Annotated in this window: 12 protein-coding genes; 8 read left to right on the top strand and 4 right to left on the bottom strand. The window is 36.5% G+C overall.

Translation table 11 applies throughout. The features are described from left to right. Positions 1 to 10: 10 nt before the first annotated feature. Positions 11 to 1408, bottom strand: coding sequence for an efflux transporter outer membrane subunit (locus tag GTU69_RS08665; protein WP_016165640.1), 1398 nt, complete (start codon positions 1406 to 1408; stop codon positions 11 to 13). Positions 1409 to 1412: 4 nt separating this feature from the next. Further along, positions 1413 to 2108 carry a TetR/AcrR family transcriptional regulator gene (locus GTU69_RS08660; RefSeq protein ID WP_016165641.1) on the bottom strand — a complete coding sequence of 232 codons (696 nt, stop codon included), beginning with the start codon at positions 2106 to 2108 and terminating at the stop codon, positions 1413 to 1415. A 304-nt stretch (positions 2109 to 2412) separates the two neighbouring features. Between GTU69_RS08660 and GTU69_RS08655 the strand changes: the two genes are divergently transcribed. The 8 genes from GTU69_RS08655 to GTU69_RS08620 all read left to right on the top strand — a co-directional run bounded on the left by GTU69_RS08655 (position 2413) and on the right by GTU69_RS08620 (position 13413). Then, positions 2413 to 3831: a hypothetical protein gene (locus GTU69_RS08655; protein WP_016165642.1), complete on the top strand. Its 1419-nt coding sequence runs from the start codon at positions 2413 to 2415 to the stop codon at positions 3829 to 3831. Between the two features lie 553 nt (positions 3832 to 4384). After that, positions 4385 to 5053: a hypothetical protein gene (locus tag GTU69_RS08650; protein ID WP_010588950.1), complete on the top strand. Its 669-nt coding sequence runs from the start codon at positions 4385 to 4387 to the stop codon at positions 5051 to 5053. After that, positions 5053 to 7380 (top strand): hypothetical protein, encoded by a 2328-nt coding sequence (locus GTU69_RS08645; protein WP_004907117.1) that lies wholly within the window; start codon positions 5053 to 5055, stop codon positions 7378 to 7380. The genes GTU69_RS08650 and GTU69_RS08645 overlap by 1 nt, the downstream gene beginning before the upstream one ends. Next, a complete protein-coding gene (locus GTU69_RS08640) occupies positions 7364 to 10579 on the top strand; it encodes a tyrosine-type recombinase/integrase (protein ID WP_004907120.1) in 3216 nt (1071 codons plus the stop codon). Before GTU69_RS08645 ends, GTU69_RS08640 begins: the two co-directional genes overlap by 17 nt. Positions 10580 to 10709: 130 nt before the next feature. Next, a complete protein-coding gene (locus tag GTU69_RS08635) occupies positions 10710 to 11072 on the top strand; it encodes an MbcA/ParS/Xre antitoxin family protein (protein WP_004907123.1) in 363 nt (120 codons plus the stop codon). Positions 11073 to 11367: 295 nt separating this feature from the next. Then, positions 11368 to 11628 carry a helix-turn-helix domain-containing protein gene (locus GTU69_RS08630; protein WP_004907126.1) on the top strand — a complete coding sequence of 87 codons (261 nt, stop codon included), beginning with the start codon at positions 11368 to 11370 and terminating at the stop codon, positions 11626 to 11628. 190 nt (positions 11629 to 11818) lie between these two features. Then, on the top strand, positions 11819 to 12127 hold the full coding sequence (locus GTU69_RS08625) for a helix-turn-helix transcriptional regulator (RefSeq protein ID WP_004282130.1): 309 nt from the start codon (positions 11819 to 11821) through the stop codon (positions 12125 to 12127). Next, on the top strand, positions 12124 to 13413 hold the full coding sequence (locus tag GTU69_RS08620) for a HipA domain-containing protein (protein WP_004907127.1): 1290 nt from the start codon (positions 12124 to 12126) through the stop codon (positions 13411 to 13413). The genes GTU69_RS08625 and GTU69_RS08620 overlap by 4 nt, the downstream gene beginning before the upstream one ends. Positions 13414 to 13430: 17 nt before the next feature. On the opposite strand, the gene GTU69_RS08615 is transcribed toward GTU69_RS08620, so the two are convergent. Together GTU69_RS08615 and GTU69_RS08610 are read right to left on the bottom strand one after the other, a co-directional pair. Then, complete coding sequence (locus tag GTU69_RS08615) at positions 13431 to 16778, bottom strand: DEAD/DEAH box helicase (protein WP_005001572.1); 3348 nt, start codon at positions 16776 to 16778, stop codon at positions 13431 to 13433. A gap of 184 nt (positions 16779 to 16962) precedes the next feature. Then, the gene (locus GTU69_RS08610; protein ID WP_005001571.1) at positions 16963 to 17241 is read right to left on the bottom strand and encodes a helix-turn-helix transcriptional regulator; all 279 of its coding nucleotides are present in this window, start codon (positions 17239 to 17241) and stop codon (positions 16963 to 16965) included. Between the last annotated feature and the right edge of the window lie 105 nt (positions 17242 to 17346).

The following is a 17346-nucleotide window of genomic DNA, read 5'->3' as shown; positions in this document are numbered from 1 at the left end:
ACCCAATATTTTAAATTTTTTTTGCAAATGCGGTGTCACCACCCAAGGCAAAATAAAGACTGACATAGGACTGCATTAAGCTACTTTGCGTTTCAATCCATTGCTGTTCTGCACTAAGTAAATTGCGCTGTGCATCCAAAACGTCTAAATATCCCACAGCACCGTTGTCATAACGCAGTTGTGCCAGCCGTGCAGTTTCCTGGAAAGCACTGAGTCCTTGTTTCTGAATCCGTAATTGTTGATCTAAATATTTCTGTTGAACCAGTGCATCAGAGACTTCACGGAATGCGTTCTGTACCGTCTTTTCATACTCTGCCACTGCAATCTCTTTACGCACTTCTGCTAAGGTCAAATTATTTTTTAGACGACCCGCAGTAAAAATCGGCACACTGATACTTGGAGCAAACGACCAAACACTGCTGCCAGATTTAAATAAATCGTCTAAATCTGCACTGGCTGTTCCAAAACTGCCCGTCAGTGCGATACGTGGAAAAAATGCTGCGCGTGCCGCATAGATATTGGCATGCTTAGATTTAAGCATTGCTTCCGCAGCATGAATATCAGGACGGTTCAACAATAAGTCTGAAGGCAAACCCGTTTGTAGCATACTTGTTTTAAAAGTCACTTGATCTAAATCTGTTTTAGGCAAAGAAATCGGCTGTCCCACCAATTGCACTAAATAGTTTGCAGTCAGTGCACGGGATTTCTGTATTTCAGCCACTAAAGCTTGACCATTACTGAGCATTGTTTTTGCTTGCATGTATTCCACTTTAGAGCCTGCACCCACCTCAAAACGGCGCTTAAAAATTCGTACTGATTTTTCATAATTCTGTACAGAGCGCTGAGCAAAATGGATGCGTTTATCCAGTTCAGATAACGTTAAATAACTTTGAACAGTTTGCTGCATAATACTATTGCGTGCTGCACGCACATTGCTTTCAACTGCAAGAAATTGCTGCAAAGCCGCTTCATTCAAGCTGCGGATACGACCCCACAAATCCAGCTCCCATTGGTTCATGCCAAGACCCACAGAATACTGACTGGATGTCACTTCTCTACCGACATAAGATAAGTCGGCAGGCACATGACTGCGTTCCATGCTCGCAGTACCACCTATATTCGGAAAAAGTTCAGCACGTTGAATGTTATAAGCCGCTTGTGCTTCATGCATACGTAATGAAGCAATCTTTAAATCCTGATTCGCCACTAGTGCCAGATCGACAATATTAATAAGTTGTTGATCTTTGACATAATCAATCCAAGAAAGTGCTTGGTAAGAGTGCTGAGTTTGAATCGGATAATTATGAGATAAAGAAATTTTAGGCTTTTGATAAGGATCTATTTGTTGACAACCAGTAATACTGAATATAATTAAAAAACTACTATATTTTAATTGGGTAAATTGCATAATATTATTCACCCCAAAAATTAACAGAATGATAAAAATGAGAATTTGAAAACATATTTTTTAAATGAATATAAACTAACTGCTTCAATCTAATTTCAATATTAAAATTAGGATCTACCATCCAGTTATGAACTAAACCCATCAATGATGTTTTAATAAAATCATGTACCATTTCAATATCTACATTTCGTGATAATTCCTCTAGAGCTAATGCTTCTTTAAGCCATTTAATAATGTTTTCCTCACGCATATTATGAGATCTTACCAGATATTCATTTAAAATTTTATTTTGCTCTAAACCATAAAATCTCAACCAAAAATATGCTCTATATTTTTCACGATACAAATAAAAATCATCTGAAATACTTAAAATAAATGAATTAATAGCATCTAAACCATATTTATTATTAGTTGCAATTTTAGATTTCTCATTTAACCAGTTTTCCAAATAATTTAAAACTCGAACAAGTAATTGATCCTTAGAACCATAGCGCCGAGAAACTAAACCGCGACTGTATCCAGCATTCACACCTACTGCCTCTAATGTAACTGCATTAACGCCACCTTCTGATAGAAGCTTAATAGTCTGATTCACCATCTTAAAATCAGATTCAATTGCTCTAACCTGTGTCTTTTTCTTAAAAAAATCATTATTCAAGTTTTCTTTATGTTCTAAAACAGTTGAAATCTCAAGACTCACAACAGCCCCCTTCCAAAGACATATAAAAATATTGCTGTCAACAAATTTTCTGAAAAGAATATAAACTTAAAATAATAAAAGGTCAAAATTTATATTATAATATTTTAAATATCAATAAATAACAATAACTTATATTAAACATACTAATAAAAATAATAATAAAAAATACCGATCTTTTTAGTCGGCTTTGTTTCAATGGCACAAAAAAAAGTTGTTGCAAAACAACTTTAACCATAAAAAAATAACATTGACTGTAACTGAATTTATAATTATTTTATTAAAATTTTTTTAAACGAGACTTAAAATGAATTATCAAGACCTCTCCATTAAATTAATTCAAGAACAATATAAACTCAAGAATTCTAAATCAAAAAGTATATTAGTAATAATTGGCGGAATTGAACTAACGCGAAAAAATCAATCAATCAAAAAGCTAAGTGAATTAATGGATCCTAGATATTTAAAAATTAAGGCTGAAACCCCAAATAGAGTCAAAGAAAATAAATTAATTTGGCAACCATACATAAATGACATTCCAAAAAATGGACAAATCCTGTTTTTTTATGGGAATTGGTATACTGATTTACTAGCGTCAACTATATTAAATGATGAAAAAATACAAAATAATGCATTCAACGAACACTTAAAGCGTATATATGAATTTGAAAGTTACTTAAAAAATAATAATGTAGATATTATTAAAGTTTGGTTTGATGTTTCATGGAGCAAAGTAAAAATTCGCACAAAAAATATTGATATTATTAATAAAATCCAAAGAGTTCCACGTTTTACATGGGATGATTTTCCACAAAAAAAATGGAAAACTAAAACCTTATACAATCAAATTCAAACTTTAAGAAATAGATTCACCCACGATTGGGTAATCATTAATAGTGAAAACAATATAGAAAGAAATACACAATTTTCTCAATTAATACTTAAACATCTAAAACTACCACCTGTACAAATTAAGAGTAAATTAAAATATCAGGCGGCACCTATTCCTTCAAGTTTAACTCAAATAAAAAAAAGTGAAATTAGCCACATAGAGTATAAAAAAACCATTAAACAACTAGAAAGGAAAGTCGCAGATGTTCTACGTTATTCATCACATAACGTTGTATTAGTTTTTGAAGGTATGGATGCCGCAGGTAAAGGCAGTTCAATTAAGCGCATCATTAAATTTCTAGGGCTACACGAATATAATATTCATAGTATTTCAGCACCAGAAAATTTTGAACGATTACGTCCTTATTTGTGGCGTTTTTGGAATAAGCATTCAACGAATGGGGCACTTAATATTTTTGATCGCAGCTGGTATGGACGTGTACTTGTAGAACGTGTAGAAGATTTAATTAACCCAATAGAATGGCAAAATGCTTATGAAGAAATAAATCAGTACGAAAAACAACTGTCTGATACAAATACAATTGTTATAAAATTTTGGCTAGCAATTTCAAAAGATGAACAATTACGTCGTTTTTACAAGCGAAAAAATACACCTCAAAAAAGCTTCAAATTAACAGAAGATGATTGGCGTAATAGAGAAAAGTGGGATGCCTACTTACAAGCAGCATCAGATATGTTCAAATATACGAGCACAGATATTTCTCCTTGGCACATCATTGCCAATGATAGTAAATATGCTGCACGAATTGAAATTTTGCAAACTATCCTTCATAGCGTACAAAATAAAAATTTAGGTCACTTAGAAAACTTATAAGATTATATAAAGATATTTTATAATCAAATCAGGTGCCATTAGCATCTCGAAAGAATGAGTCCAAAAGCATTTGAAACAGGGCAGAATGAGGCTGTCTCATACTGGGATAACTAGAGCTGTCCCCTATGAACTCAAAATAATAGCCCTCTAGGTAAAGAGGTCCATTTTAATTTTGAGGCTGTATTAATTTAATATTCAACTTCTTTCAGTTCTTTAGCTAATAAAAATTTCCAAGCTCCGTTTTCATCAGGCTTGAAACTATACCTCCAATGTGCGAATAAGGCTGAAAACTCAAGTGGGAGATTGATTGCATAGAATATCTGTAACAACTTCTACCTGTTTCAATTGTTTAATTTCCCAAGTAAGAACCTCTATATCTTCAAATATACAGCATGTTATAGGTTGTTATTTAGTTCTTAAAATTATATAAAAATAACAATATATTGTATATTAATTGTAAATATACACAAGATATGGGGTATATCAATCTTGTTTAATATTTCAAAAAATTATAAGAATATTCAATTGATTGTTTTTTACACTTATGGGGACTATGGAAACGGCTTTTGATTTCAATGAAAAATTTGGCACACCTAAAAAATTGTTGTGTAAAAATTTTAATAAAATCCAAATCAGTGTACATCCTTATTTTTCTGGAATTTATCTTTGCTATCAAGAGGCTTTTAAATCCTTAAAAACTGATTTGTCTACATTAAATCCAAGTCTCGAACTTCACGTATGGAAAGATCCTAATTTCTCTGGTTTTACCATTACAAATAATTTTCAGTGGTTTCTATATTGGTCTCAGCATATACCAAAAAATATTAACGTACTTGTTCATTCTTTTCCTCAAGATGAGGACAAAATTGAGCTATTAAAAAAAGTGGCAAGTTCAGAATTCATAAAATTTCTGTCCTTTTATCATGAACTGGACCGACTTAACCCTAAAAAAATGCAATCGCTGATTAATGCCCATATTTCATCTGAAGTTATCCTGGCTTTAAACAAAGAAAATTCTTTCAAACCTCACCGTACTATGAGCTTGGATCTGCTTGCAGAACTGCTGTCATGCACACAAAATCAACTGAATTACCGCAATAAAGTTATAAACCGGAAAAGACAGAATGTGCTTGATCAACTGCAGCAAACCAGTGGAATTGTGCAGCAGCTTCTAAACAATCCCGACTTCGTTCTCACGCCAGATCAGCTATGGAAAGCATAATGTCAGAATCTAACCCAAGCCATCAAAATGCTGCTGATATTACGCGGGTATCATTAAAACAGACACTGGAAAAACTCTTTGGTGACGAGCAGCTCCAACGTACCAAACATATTCAATATGTTGCTGATTTACTGATTTCATATCCAACTGATCAATGTCTGGAAGGGCTGAATCTCGATCTATTAGATTTTGATCTAGAAACCAGTTCTGTTGTTGCTAGACCCGCTGCCTTGGTCTCCTCTCGAAAACATACTGTTCGCGCAACACCAGTCACTTGGTATGTGAACTCAATTGCACAATTAGCAAAGTCAGAAGAAAATGCGTTAATCTGGAATATCCTGGTCTTAAAAGCAGCAGTTTACCTAATTGCGCTTCCAGACATTCAACCTGAACTTTTTAAAGATGATCACACAGAACATTTCAACACTGTAAAACGTTTATTCCAGCGCTTCCGTACCGCCAATCGGGTTCTGAGTTCCGAAAAAGAATATCAAAATACTCCTGAATATATGCTTCTTTGGAAAAAGTATCTTAAAGATCCATCCCTTTCCTTAGTTGAATTTATTCGGTATTTGAATGAGGTTATTGATGAAGAACGTGATAAAGAGTCATCTAATGATTTTATGCAAAACCTGCTCAAAGTGATCCGCATCACCTTTAATTATGTTTTGGAAAATAAAGCAAAAATTGCCAAAGAGAGCATCGAGACTCAACTGCAACATGAATTTTTAGACGAAGATCAGCTGATTGTAGAAAGTTCAGAAATTAAAAAAGGGCAAAAATCTAAAGCTCTCAATATAGAAAAACAACTAGATGACCAAGATACACGTCAAATACTTGTAGACCCAACCATCGTTACCCCTCTGGCTGAATATTCAGAATCCAGCCAGAGCTATGTGCTGCCTCTGGTTGCCAAACATATTCAACGAAAAGAACATTTGCTGCCATACAGCAGCCTCTTTCCTAATATCACAAGTATAAGTGCTCTACTTACTGAACTATATAAAAATTACATTGTTGAAATTGAAGAAGACTCTAAAGACAAGGATAAAGAAACCAAAAAAAAGAAGGCATCCTTGATCCTGATGCTGTCATTTCTGACCGGAAATAAAATCCAGGAGTGGCTACATCTACAAAGTAAACGTGCTAAAAAATTGAATTCTCGCCAACAGATCAAGCAAAGCAATGGGCAATATTTTCTGAGAAGTAAATTTTCAATTTTTGAAAATAAGGATTTTGCTTATCCAGATGGCTTGCTCAACCAAACAGTTCATCTGGACATCCCGATCCCGAATTCATTTATTGCTTCGCTACGAGATGGTAACACCGTTACGGAAGAGGACATTCAGCAACATTTGAAACAGCTGAGAGCCAAACTTTATATTCCAAAATTATCATTAATAAGAATTAGCTCTCTTTTACATCAGACTATTTTGCAACGCACTGGAAATAAACAGCTTGCTGACCTTCTCACCGGTATTGATGCAAATAAGTCTTCTTCTACTTCTTATTGTCATCAAAATATCCTGACTTTACAGACTGAATATGTCTCAATTTTAAAAGAGCTGTGTGAGTCGTTATCCGATGACTACCAGAATATCGAATATGCTGCAGAAAAAAACTTTGGTAGCCGCAAAGCACCTACTTCAAATGTGATTCAAAATATCTTTGCCACACTCAAATTCAGAATAATTTCACAAAAAGAAGACGACTGGATAGCAATTTTCAATCATTACAATCTGTGGATGTGGCATTTCTTGTTGCTCTTTACTGCTGCACGACCCGTCGCTGAATTTCCAGGTTTTTTAAAAAGCTTTAACCTGAAAAGAAAAATATGCATGGTTTCTGATAAAGAGGTGGGTGGGCGTCAAGGCTATGGACGTTTAATTCCACTGGGTCATTTTGTCGCACAAGAACTCCAGAAATTCATAGAATTTTTACATTATTTTAAAACTCAAATTGCTCCTAGTCAGCCAGAAATTCCACAATATATTCAACATATTTTAGAGAGCAAGCTTCCACTTTTGAATATCTTTCAGGATGGTCAATGGCACCCATTAAGGCCATCAATTGTAAAAAACTTTCATCCTGAGTTAGGTTTGGAGCATGAAAACTGGCACCGGCATACTGCCCGTGCGTTTCTCAGCAATAAAATTAACGAAATTGAAATTTTAGCTTTATTCGGTCATGAACCGATGCAGCAAGAAGCTGCTCATCCTTATTCCAGCTTATCTATTTCACAATATTCAAGCATTGCTCATATTCTTGAACAAATGAAAGATCATTTTAATATTACCGGTATTGAACTAGATGTCCTCACTCAATAAACGTACTAAGCAAACTCGAACACTATATGCCGAAGCACGTAGAAAACAAGACCGACTCGATCAGGAAAAACAGCTTCGAGCAGATGTAGAACAGGAGCTAATTCAATACTTCCAAGAACAAGATTTGGAACAAAAAGGGCATCTTGAATCCTTCTATCCAGCAATTTATGAGTTTATTAAACGCAAAGCTCCAAGCTTGGCCTGGAAAAAATATGCGCATGAATTTTTTCGGTCATATATCAAGCAAATCAATTTAAATCGTCGTGAGACTTTGCCCCTACCAAATCTGACATTTGAGATGCAGCGTGATCAGCCGGTTTTTACAATGGACTGGATCGAGAAGGGACATCAGGTTGATGAAGTTCTTGATAAGCTTTGGGACTACTGGATTCTAGCGAAAGATAGCAAGACATTTTCTGATGATGAAATCATTGGAAATATTGTTATTTCTGCCCTGCTTTACTCAGGCTTAAATCAAAAATCCTCTTTAGAAGCTTTGCTTGAACACTTAAAAGATCCGGCAAAAATCAGAAAGATCGAAGATCTGAACATTATATTTTTAGAACCGCTCTCCCCCTCTTATGGAGATCTCTTTATTGATGAAAAAACCATCCGTAAATCGCGTAATTTTATTCCGGATCAAATTACACGCTTATGGTTAATTCATTTTAATAGCAGAAATATTCGTACAGTAAACCAGAATGTAGAAGACTATCTACAGCTTATTTTTAATAAGATTAAGTTACCATTTAATCTCAAAACTTATAAATTGTTACGCGACTACGCCAACTTTAACTGGATGCAACTCCCGAAAGTTGACATTGATCCTGCACTTTCACAATGCCTCATTGAGAATACTGCAACCTGTGGCTTATCAGAAATAGAATTTGAAAGATTTCTTCATCCAAAATTTAAATATCAGCAGGACACTCTTACTGATTCAAATGTAGAAAAATCACCATCTACTGTGAGGGAATCCTACTCTAATGATGACATTCAGCAAGCCTTGGATGATGTTATAAAGATTCACAAAGACCTTTTACAACTGATTCGTACATCACAAACTGATCAAAGTATCGATGCATTAATCATTAAATATTGCATTGAAAATACTAATAAATTTAATGAGTATAGTAAACGTGTCGCCTTATGGCTCATCAGCCTTTATAAACCAGAATTAGAACAGATTCAGCCACTGGCTGAACGTTTTAATTTTTGCGTAAACCAATTTCAAAAATCGTTTCAGCAGAATAAGCGTTTAAAAGACGGTTCGATTTACACTTATTATTCGCGTATTGCCGAGCCTTGGCTAACCCATTCTTTACAATATCTAGATAGCGAAGATGATCTGAATACGATACTGGCTAATATCTATCAGCAAATCATTACGAATACCCGACTTGCAGATGAGGCAGGCGAGCTTAACTTTAAAAAATCCAGTGGTCAGACCGTCAGAATGTTGAAACGCTTCCATAGCTTTCAACAAACAGTTTTTGACGCTGAGTCTCTCGAATTAGAGTCAATTGCCATACAAAACAGACCGAGAGCACGTATCATTGGTCCCATGACTTATCAAGCTTTCATGAACAAGTTAGATACCTTATTTTCAGGGGCTAATAGTCAAGAAAATACGTATAAGACATTAAAAATCATCTATATTTTAGCTTACCGTACCGGTATGCGTATTAATGAAATTCTCGGCTTACGTGTGCGGGATATCGAGGGCTTGAGCTGTTTATCCGTTTGGATTCAGCCCTACGGCTCAAAAAAGAAAGGAAACTTACATCAACTTAAAACAGATAGTGCTGAACGCAAAGTCCCTGTATATTGCTTATTAAAAACCGATGAATATCAAATATTTCATAATCATGTAGTCGAGCAACGATTACTCAATCAGGAAAACTTATACCTATTCAGCAACTGGAATGAAAATAGCAAGCTGAACAAACATACGGTGACAACACCTTTCAGAATGATTATGAACGAGCTTTTTAAAACTCATGACTATTCTTTTCACTCATTTCGACACACGGCTGCCAATCACTTATCCATTCTGCTCAACTGCGATTATGCTCCACTGGTCAAGAATCTTACGGATTATACTGCAGAAGAATATCAGTCCATTCGGACAGAGTTACTCCGTAATACGCATGGTCAAAATCATTGGTTTATGATTGCCCATTTACTGGGTCACATTGACCCTACGGAAACCTTTAAAAGCTATATTCATCTGAGCTACCTGATCGCTGGACATAAAATACTGCAATATCACCCAGACATAGATACTCAATTAGCAAAGAAAATGATGGGCTACCTGCCTTCTTTCAAATTTTTAAACACAGTAAAAGATTCTGCTCCATTCAATTTCGAAAAACATGCTGTCCATTTAAGTCAGCAGTTACTCAACGATCAAACTGACTGGTTAAAAAGTAACGTAGAAGATATTCTAGATGAGGTTTCATTTAACGCTCAGCCTCATGATTTTTTTAAATATTTTGCAGGAACAAAGGAATCCAAAATTTCATTTGCATGGTTTTTTAAATGCTTAAATTTACTGGAAATTCATCATGATCCAGATCTAGTCTCAAAGGAAATGTGTTTACCTGTAGAACTGGTTAACTACTGGTATGAAAATGCAAAACAACTAGGCCAGCTCAAGTCTCAAAAAAATAACCCAAGATTATTTGATCTCAACAACACAAATCATCTGGATAAACCTTTGAAACCCGCCATGATAGATACCGTTGAAGAGCGCACAGCAAGGAACTATTTTTTTGAAAATATTCAAAATATATTTGAAAAAAAGCCAGATCAAATAAAAGCGGTGCTTGAGACATTTTTAAGTCGTGTTACAGTTTCTCATACCGGCATTCATTATCGATGGAATAAAATCGATCAATTGGAATCATTTTATTCCAAGGTAAAAGACCTGTTTCCCCATCAATTTTGGCATTTGCTTGGACAAGACTTGGTACAATTGTTAGATAAAAAGAAACAACCTTTATTACTGAAGCTGACTAAATCGAGCACAACAGAGCATCCTACGACTCAAGAAGATTATGTTCGTCTCCAGCTTTACTCAACAAAAGATGCCAAAGCACTGGCAGCGTTTAAATTCTGTTTACATTTAGCCTGTATCGGTAGACCTCGATCTCTTGAACTCCAAGTTGCAGGACTAGAAATCACTACATGCTGTTAAATAATTTAACCGTTGTTTCCTTATCTAAAGTCAAATTTAATATATCTTTAGTAAAAATTGGATGTCTGATCAACGATAATTAAATAGTATAAACTCTATGAATTAGCAGCGTCTGAAACAGGGATCAGTCATGCGTACAACATCAGAAAAAACTGCAAAACAGAAAATGATATTAGCTAAGGCAGTTTTAGCTGCTGCTGAGCGCCTTGGTCTTACACAAGATCAACTAGCCTTAATACTGAATATAGATTCAGTGAAAAAATTAACCTCTCTTGAATTAGATCCCACTTCAAAACAGGGAGAAATCGCCCTCACTTTAATCCGTATTACCACATCACTAGATGCTCTTACAGGTGGGGATACAGCCTGGATGCAGCATTTTATGAAATCACCCAATAAATTGATGAGTGGTATTCCAATAGAACAGATTCAGAACCCTCAAGGATTGGCCTCTGTTTTACAATTGGTGGAAGGTCTTCGGGCTAAACTTTAAGATAAGCAAAGTATTATAGAAAAATTTGAAAGTGATAGTCCTCTCCAATAATTCAAATGCGAGGTATAAGAATCCCCCTTCTTCTCAAGATGTATATGTCTGGCCTAATTCCGTCAATTAATTGCGAACTGCTGCTATATATTGGATTTTATTAACCTGATGCGAGGTAAATCCCCCTTATAAATTCAATAACTATTCAACAATCATTATAGAAGTTTGCTATATAGCAAACATTCACCATAATTAGTTAAAAGTTTGCTATATGGCTAACAAGTTTCGGGAGCGAAAAATTGATATGGCTACAAGAGGCGAAATAGGTAAAGAAATACGTTTGGCAAGAAAAGGATTAGGCTATACACAGAAAAGTCTTTCAGAAAAGACTAAAGTCAATAAAACAACAATTTCAGAGATAGAGAATGGCCGTTTTACAGGTTCATTTGACATATTTGAACGTGTGCTTGATGGCGTGGGTTTACAATTCGAAGTGAATAAAAAAAAGTTTAAATTGCCACAGTGGGATGAAATTGAAGAAATATTTTCAGAATATGATGAATGAAATTATTTACAGGCTCTTATCATTTGGTATTTACATCCAACAATGCAAAATCAACAACAACTTGAACACCCATTTCTCATACAAGTAGGGCTATTTTACAGATCGAAATGATAAATTCATAAATTGCTTTTCAAAAAAAAAGAAACTAATATGTTTCTTATAGGACCTAAAAGCAATAAATGTATCTACAATGAATAAGTCTTTACTTCAGCAAATCAAAAAAAGACGAACCCAATTGGGCTTAAAGCAAGTTGATATGCAATCCCGTACAGGCATTTCAAGACAGCAGTACCAAAAACTGGAAAGTCAGGGCAACCCTCGATTAGAGACCTTAGAAATTATAGCGGCAGGATTAAATGCTCAACTGATGCTCATCCCTGATGATAAGGTTCATTTGATCAGACAATTATTGAATGATGAAATTAAAGTCACTATTGAAGATCAGGATGACTTAATGACTAACCCATGGAAGGGTCTTCTCGGAGGAGAGGAACCATGAATACTGTTGCCGTCCTGAAATTAACATTACATCACGGTATCGTTGGATACTTGGCAGGATTTCAGAGCGGAAAAAATATTCTGGTTTTTACAGATTCTTTCCGCTTTGATCAGCAACGTCCGACCTTGAGCCTGCTGACTTCCCCCTTGTATCCTCAAGCGGATAAAATTTTAGAAAAGACCTATGTTACACATCAGCGCTTACACCCCTTGCTATCAAACTTGCTACCAGAAGGTGCATTACGTGAACTGATTGCACAAAGCCTCAAAGTACATATAGACAATGAATTTCAGTTATTGGCAGCTTTAGGTCATGATTTACCTGGAGCACTCATTGCGACTCCATTAGATCCAGAAGAAATTCCAGATGAAATAAAATTCAAACTGCAGATCTCGAATCCAGATCAAATTTTAAAGCAAGAGATTCGAACAGATAATAAGTTTTCCTTGGCCGGCGTCCAAATGAAGTTTTCCATGAAAGCCAAAGATGGGCGTTTTACACTAGCACAGGCAACGGAAACGACTCTACTCGGGGACTGGATTATCAAAACTCCTTCTTCCAGACATGCTTTTGTTCCGCTAAATGAATATTCTATGATGACCCTTGCCAAAACGGTCGGAATAGATGTCCCTGAGATTCGCTTGGTGGATATGGCCCTTTTACAAGACCTTCCACCATTAAATTTACCCCAAGAGCAATATGCTTTCGCAATCAAAAGATTTGATAGACAGAGTACTGCTGATACTACAGAGCTTATTCACATCGAAGATTTTGCTCAGATCTTCGGCGCATATCCACATCAGAAATACAGCACCACAAATTATGAGCAGATAGGAAAGATCATTTATCAATTATCAGATAACAAAATTATTGATATTCAGCAATTTGCCAGCCGTTTACTCATAAATATTTTACTCGCCAATGGAGATGCACACTTAAAGAACTGGAGTATGATTTATTACGATAAAAGTGCACCAAGATTATCACCCGCATACGATATATTAATGACCAGTGTATATATTGAAAATGAGCATCATTTCGCATTAAATCTTGCCAAAAATAAAGATTGGTATTTAGCTGAGATGAAGCATTTTAAGCAATGGGCAGAAAAAGTCGGCGTTCCATGGCGTATCATCGAGAAGCAACTTCACGATATTATGGATAATGCTCGATCATTATGGCCAGCGCTATTACTAGACTTACCTATGATTTCCGCTCATAAAGAAAAATTAAGAGAACATTGGAAAAAATTGCATCCAGACTTTCAGATACTTACAGGTGATTAGGGCAACCAGTAACCAAACTAAAATTTCTCAAACAAGTTCATCACATCATTTTCCGTCAGTTTCGCTTCTCCCTCATGATCGGTGCTTAAAATTGACTGTGCCAGTTCGGCTTTATTTTGCTGCAAGGCAATAATTTTCTCTTCTATGCTTTGGTTGGTAATCAGCTTATACACAAATACCGGTTTGTCCTGTCCAATCCGCCATGCACGATCTGAAGCTTGATCCTCAGCAGCAGGGTTCCACCATGGATCATAGTGAATGACTGTATCTGCGGCTGTTAAATTCAGACCGACCCCTCCTGCTTTCAGACTGATTAAAAATACAGGCACTTGTCCAGACTGAAATGCAGTAATAACTTCATCTCGCTTTTTGGTCTGCCCAGTCAGTTTCACATAGCCAATTTCTGCGTGATGAAGTTGCTGCTCAATCAGTTCCAACATTGAGGTAAACTGAGAGAAGATAAGAATTTTTCGCCCCTCTTCCACCATTGGAACGACCATATCGATCAACTGTTCAAGTTTGGCAGAGTGTGCCTGCCCGGTTTTCACTGAATCCAGTTTCAGTAAGCTAGGATGGCAGCACACCTGACGTAGCTTCAGTAAGGCATCTAAAATTTGAATTTGACTACGTTTAAAGCCTTTTTCTGCCACAATTTTCTGAATGCTTGCCTGCATCGTGGCGCGAACAGCCTCATATAACTTGGATTGCTGTTCATTCATGTCAATATTGACTTCAATCGTGGTTTTTTCTGGCAATTCTTTGGCGACGTCAGTTTTCAAGCGACGTAAAATAAAGGGTTTAATGCGGTTTACCAACTTTTGCCTTAACTGCTGATCACCGCGTTTTTCAATCGGATAGCGGTATTTTTTATTAAAGATTTCTTGTGAATATAAAAATCCTGGCATCAGAAAATAAAATAGTGCCCACAGCTCACCCAAATGATTTTCCATAGGTGTACCGGTTAGACATAGACGATGTCGTGCTTTTAATTGTCGTACCACCTGTGCAGCTTTGGCACGCGGATTTTTGATATTCTGTGCTTCATCCAAAATGAGTTGATGATATTCATATTGTTTCAGTTGTTCTTCATCTCTCGCCAAGAGCGGATAGGTGGTTAACACAATGTCATAGTGCGGAATCTGCTCAAAATACTGATGGCGGTCGGGGCCCTGTAGCAGCAGTACCTTGAGCTCAGGGGTAAATTTCTGCGCTTCTTTGAACCAGTTATACATCAGCGATGTTGGCGCAACAATTAGTGCAGGTCTGTCCTGCAAATGTCCAGCCTGCTTTTCCATGAGTAAATGCGCTAAAGTTTGTGCTGTTTTGCCCAATCCCATATCATCCGCCAGAATCCCGCCATGCTGGGTTTCCCTTAAAAACTGTAACCAGCCTAAGCCCTGCTGCTGGTATGGACGCAATTCCCCCTGAAAACCTTGTGGTGTCGGCAGTTGTTGCTGATAGCCTTGTTTGAATTTCTGTACAAATTGCTGCAGCTGGTCACTGACCTGCCATGTCATCCCAAGATTATGCTGTAATTCTAATAGTTGACTCGCATCATAGCGATCGATACTGCGCTCTTCTTGCTGTAAAATGCTCTGCAGATGCAACAATACCGGCTTAATGTCCCTGGCGGATAGAGCCAAATCAGGTTGATCCACTGCAGTTTTCAGGGTGAAAATTTGACTGTCATGCAGATGAATAAAAGTCCGCGGATCAAGTAAATCAGGATTTTCTCGCACCAAAGCTACGAGCGCATCAAGCAAATTATAACAATTGCCTGCACTATCCTGAACCGTCGCCCCGATATTGAACCAGTCCTGCTGGCTTTCAGATTCAGTGATGGAAATATTTAAATTTTCTACATATTGCAGGTTAAAGGGGCTGTTTTCCAGATGCTCTATCTGCCAGCCCATCAACTCAATTTGATTGATGGGCATGAGTTGCCTGATCCAGTCTCCATAGAAAGCAAAAACCATAGAATCGAGACGTTGTTTATCAAGTTTTAATTGCTGTTCATTGCTCAGATCTTTCACCCACTCCAGTGATTCGACCAATAGCTGTAAACGCTGGATTGCCTGTTGTTCCTGAACTAAGTCCCGAAGCTGTCGCACCATTTTGCCATGCTGCTCACCAATAAAACTGTCACCTGATGTACCTGCTTTTATTCGCCCGCCTGCATAGGAGAATTCAATTTCAGCACAAACAGACTCCTCCCATTTCCAATCAAATTTATCTAAAACACCGAAGCGTAAAATTGGCTGGGGATTACCCTGTAAGACTTCAATCTCTTGAAGAAACCCAGGTTTCGGCAAGTTATGTATCGTTGTAGATTGATGGGTAAGCTGCTCGAACTCAGTCAAAACCGTCGCAGGCATCTCTGGCATCCGCCAAAGGTAGTACAGTAAATCCGATGTATATTCACTATAGAGTTGCCCTACCGTATTCTTGTGAATATCGATATAACAAAGTGGCTGACTTACAAGAATTTGAAGATGTGGATTCGATTTTAAATTGAGTCGAACATTTCCATTGACCAACTCAAAATCTAAGTGCTCAGTCTGTTTTTCAATGCTCTTTTGCCAAGAAAATTCAAGCTGATAGCTTTGTTCTGACCATGTAAGTGGAGCATCACTTTTTTGTTTCCAATAGACATCGCCACTCTGAATGAAAGATTTAAAATGCTCTAAAACAATGCCTGATATATCAAGACTATTTCCATAAGAAAACTCATTCTGATTGAGCTTGGCATAATAATAAATTTGATTAAATAATTGTCGCTTCCCATCAGGCAAAGACAGACGTTTTTTTAGAATATTGCCATATTCAGTATAAGAACTGACACCTGTGATCGTCCCACTTTTATTACGTCTACCTTTGCGAACCTCAAGTTTTAACCCGAATAGACCTAAAGGCTGATCTAAATAATAAAGTAAATAATTACTCGTTGTCTTTTGCTGCTCTAACTGGGTATGTTGTAAATACTGCTTAAACTCACTTAACCAGCGTTGTGCTTGATTAATTGCAACCCGATCTTTTTGAGTGTGAGATGATGACTGAGAGTCAACATAGCTCTTCAGATATCCTTCTCGATATTCTTGATAAAATAATTTGGCTAAAGCAGCAGCATGTTTACAGTTATATCCAACCGGACAAGTGCAGTCGTCATCAATTAAACGGTCTTTTTTAAGATTATAGGTAATTGCAGTATCGTAATAATCTGTCCCTTCAATTTGGGCATACATCGTGACATCGTCATTTTCCTCAAAGAACTCAATCGTTTTCCTATCAATGTGTTTAGCATAGCTCTGGCTGCGCTGAAGAGTTGCAGTACTAAAGCGAGATAGAAAATTGATCAATGAGGACATAATTACCAGACACTAAAAATGTTTATACAATTATAACGGACAAAGCTGTCATTTCAGAACAGTAGCCGAACTGCTCAACCCGAGCACAGATTCGACTCACTCAATAGGAATATTGTGAGTAAAGACAATCAAATCCGAGAAGTTAAACAGATCATTGAGGTCGAAAATATCCTGATAGAAGTGATCATTTCTTCACGACCGTTAATTTTAAACCAAATGGGGTTAAAAATTTTAGCATTGTTTCTAGAGTTGGATTTGCATCTGATCGCTCTAGTTTCTGTAAAGTTTGAAGCGAAATTTTAGTGATCTTGGACATTTCATGTAATGTCAGATGCAGCTCTGTTCTAATGAATTTTGCAATGACATGTATCGGCCAATCGGGATTCAGTTGAATCTGTTCTAAGACATATTGTCTTTTTTTAATTTGCTCTATTTGAGAGAGTGGAATAAAACGTTTATCCATAACAAATCTCCTTTAATTGTGCGCAAATACCTTCAATGCGATATGCACAATTTTCTAGAATTTCATCATCTATCCCGATAGATTTCATCTTGGTTATGTTCAATT

This window comes from Acinetobacter sp. SA01 (genome assembly GCF_011319235.1).
Lineage (GTDB): Bacteria > Pseudomonadota > Gammaproteobacteria > Pseudomonadales > Moraxellaceae > Acinetobacter.
The sequence above is the reverse complement of the archived record's forward strand: the minus strand, read 5'-3'. Positions and strand labels throughout refer to the sequence as shown.

Coding starts and splice junctions, on each gene's coding strand:
- GTU69_RS08615 (WP_005001572.1), bottom strand. CDS start 16,778: ATGTCCTCATTGATCAATTTTCTATCTCGCTTTAGTACTGCAACTCTT.
- GTU69_RS08610 (WP_005001571.1), bottom strand. CDS start 17,241: ATGGATAAACGTTTTATTCCACTCTCTCAAATAGAGCAAATTAAAAAA.
- GTU69_RS08655 (WP_016165642.1), top strand. CDS start 2,413: ATGAATTATCAAGACCTCTCCATTAAATTAATTCAAGAACAATATAAA.
- GTU69_RS08640 (WP_004907120.1), top strand. CDS start 7,364: ATGTCCTCACTCAATAAACGTACTAAGCAAACTCGAACACTATATGCC.
- GTU69_RS08630 (WP_004907126.1), top strand. CDS start 11,368: ATGGCTACAAGAGGCGAAATAGGTAAAGAAATACGTTTGGCAAGAAAA.
- GTU69_RS08620 (WP_004907127.1), top strand. CDS start 12,124: ATGAATACTGTTGCCGTCCTGAAATTAACATTACATCACGGTATCGTT.
- GTU69_RS08665 (WP_016165640.1), bottom strand. CDS start 1,408: ATGCAATTTACCCAATTAAAATATAGTAGTTTTTTAATTATATTCAGT.
- GTU69_RS08625 (WP_004282130.1), top strand. CDS start 11,819: ATGAATAAGTCTTTACTTCAGCAAATCAAAAAAAGACGAACCCAATTG.
- GTU69_RS08645 (WP_004907117.1), top strand. CDS start 5,053: ATGTCAGAATCTAACCCAAGCCATCAAAATGCTGCTGATATTACGCGG.
- GTU69_RS08650 (WP_010588950.1), top strand. CDS start 4,385: ATGGAAACGGCTTTTGATTTCAATGAAAAATTTGGCACACCTAAAAAA.
- GTU69_RS08635 (WP_004907123.1), top strand. CDS start 10,710: ATGCGTACAACATCAGAAAAAACTGCAAAACAGAAAATGATATTAGCT.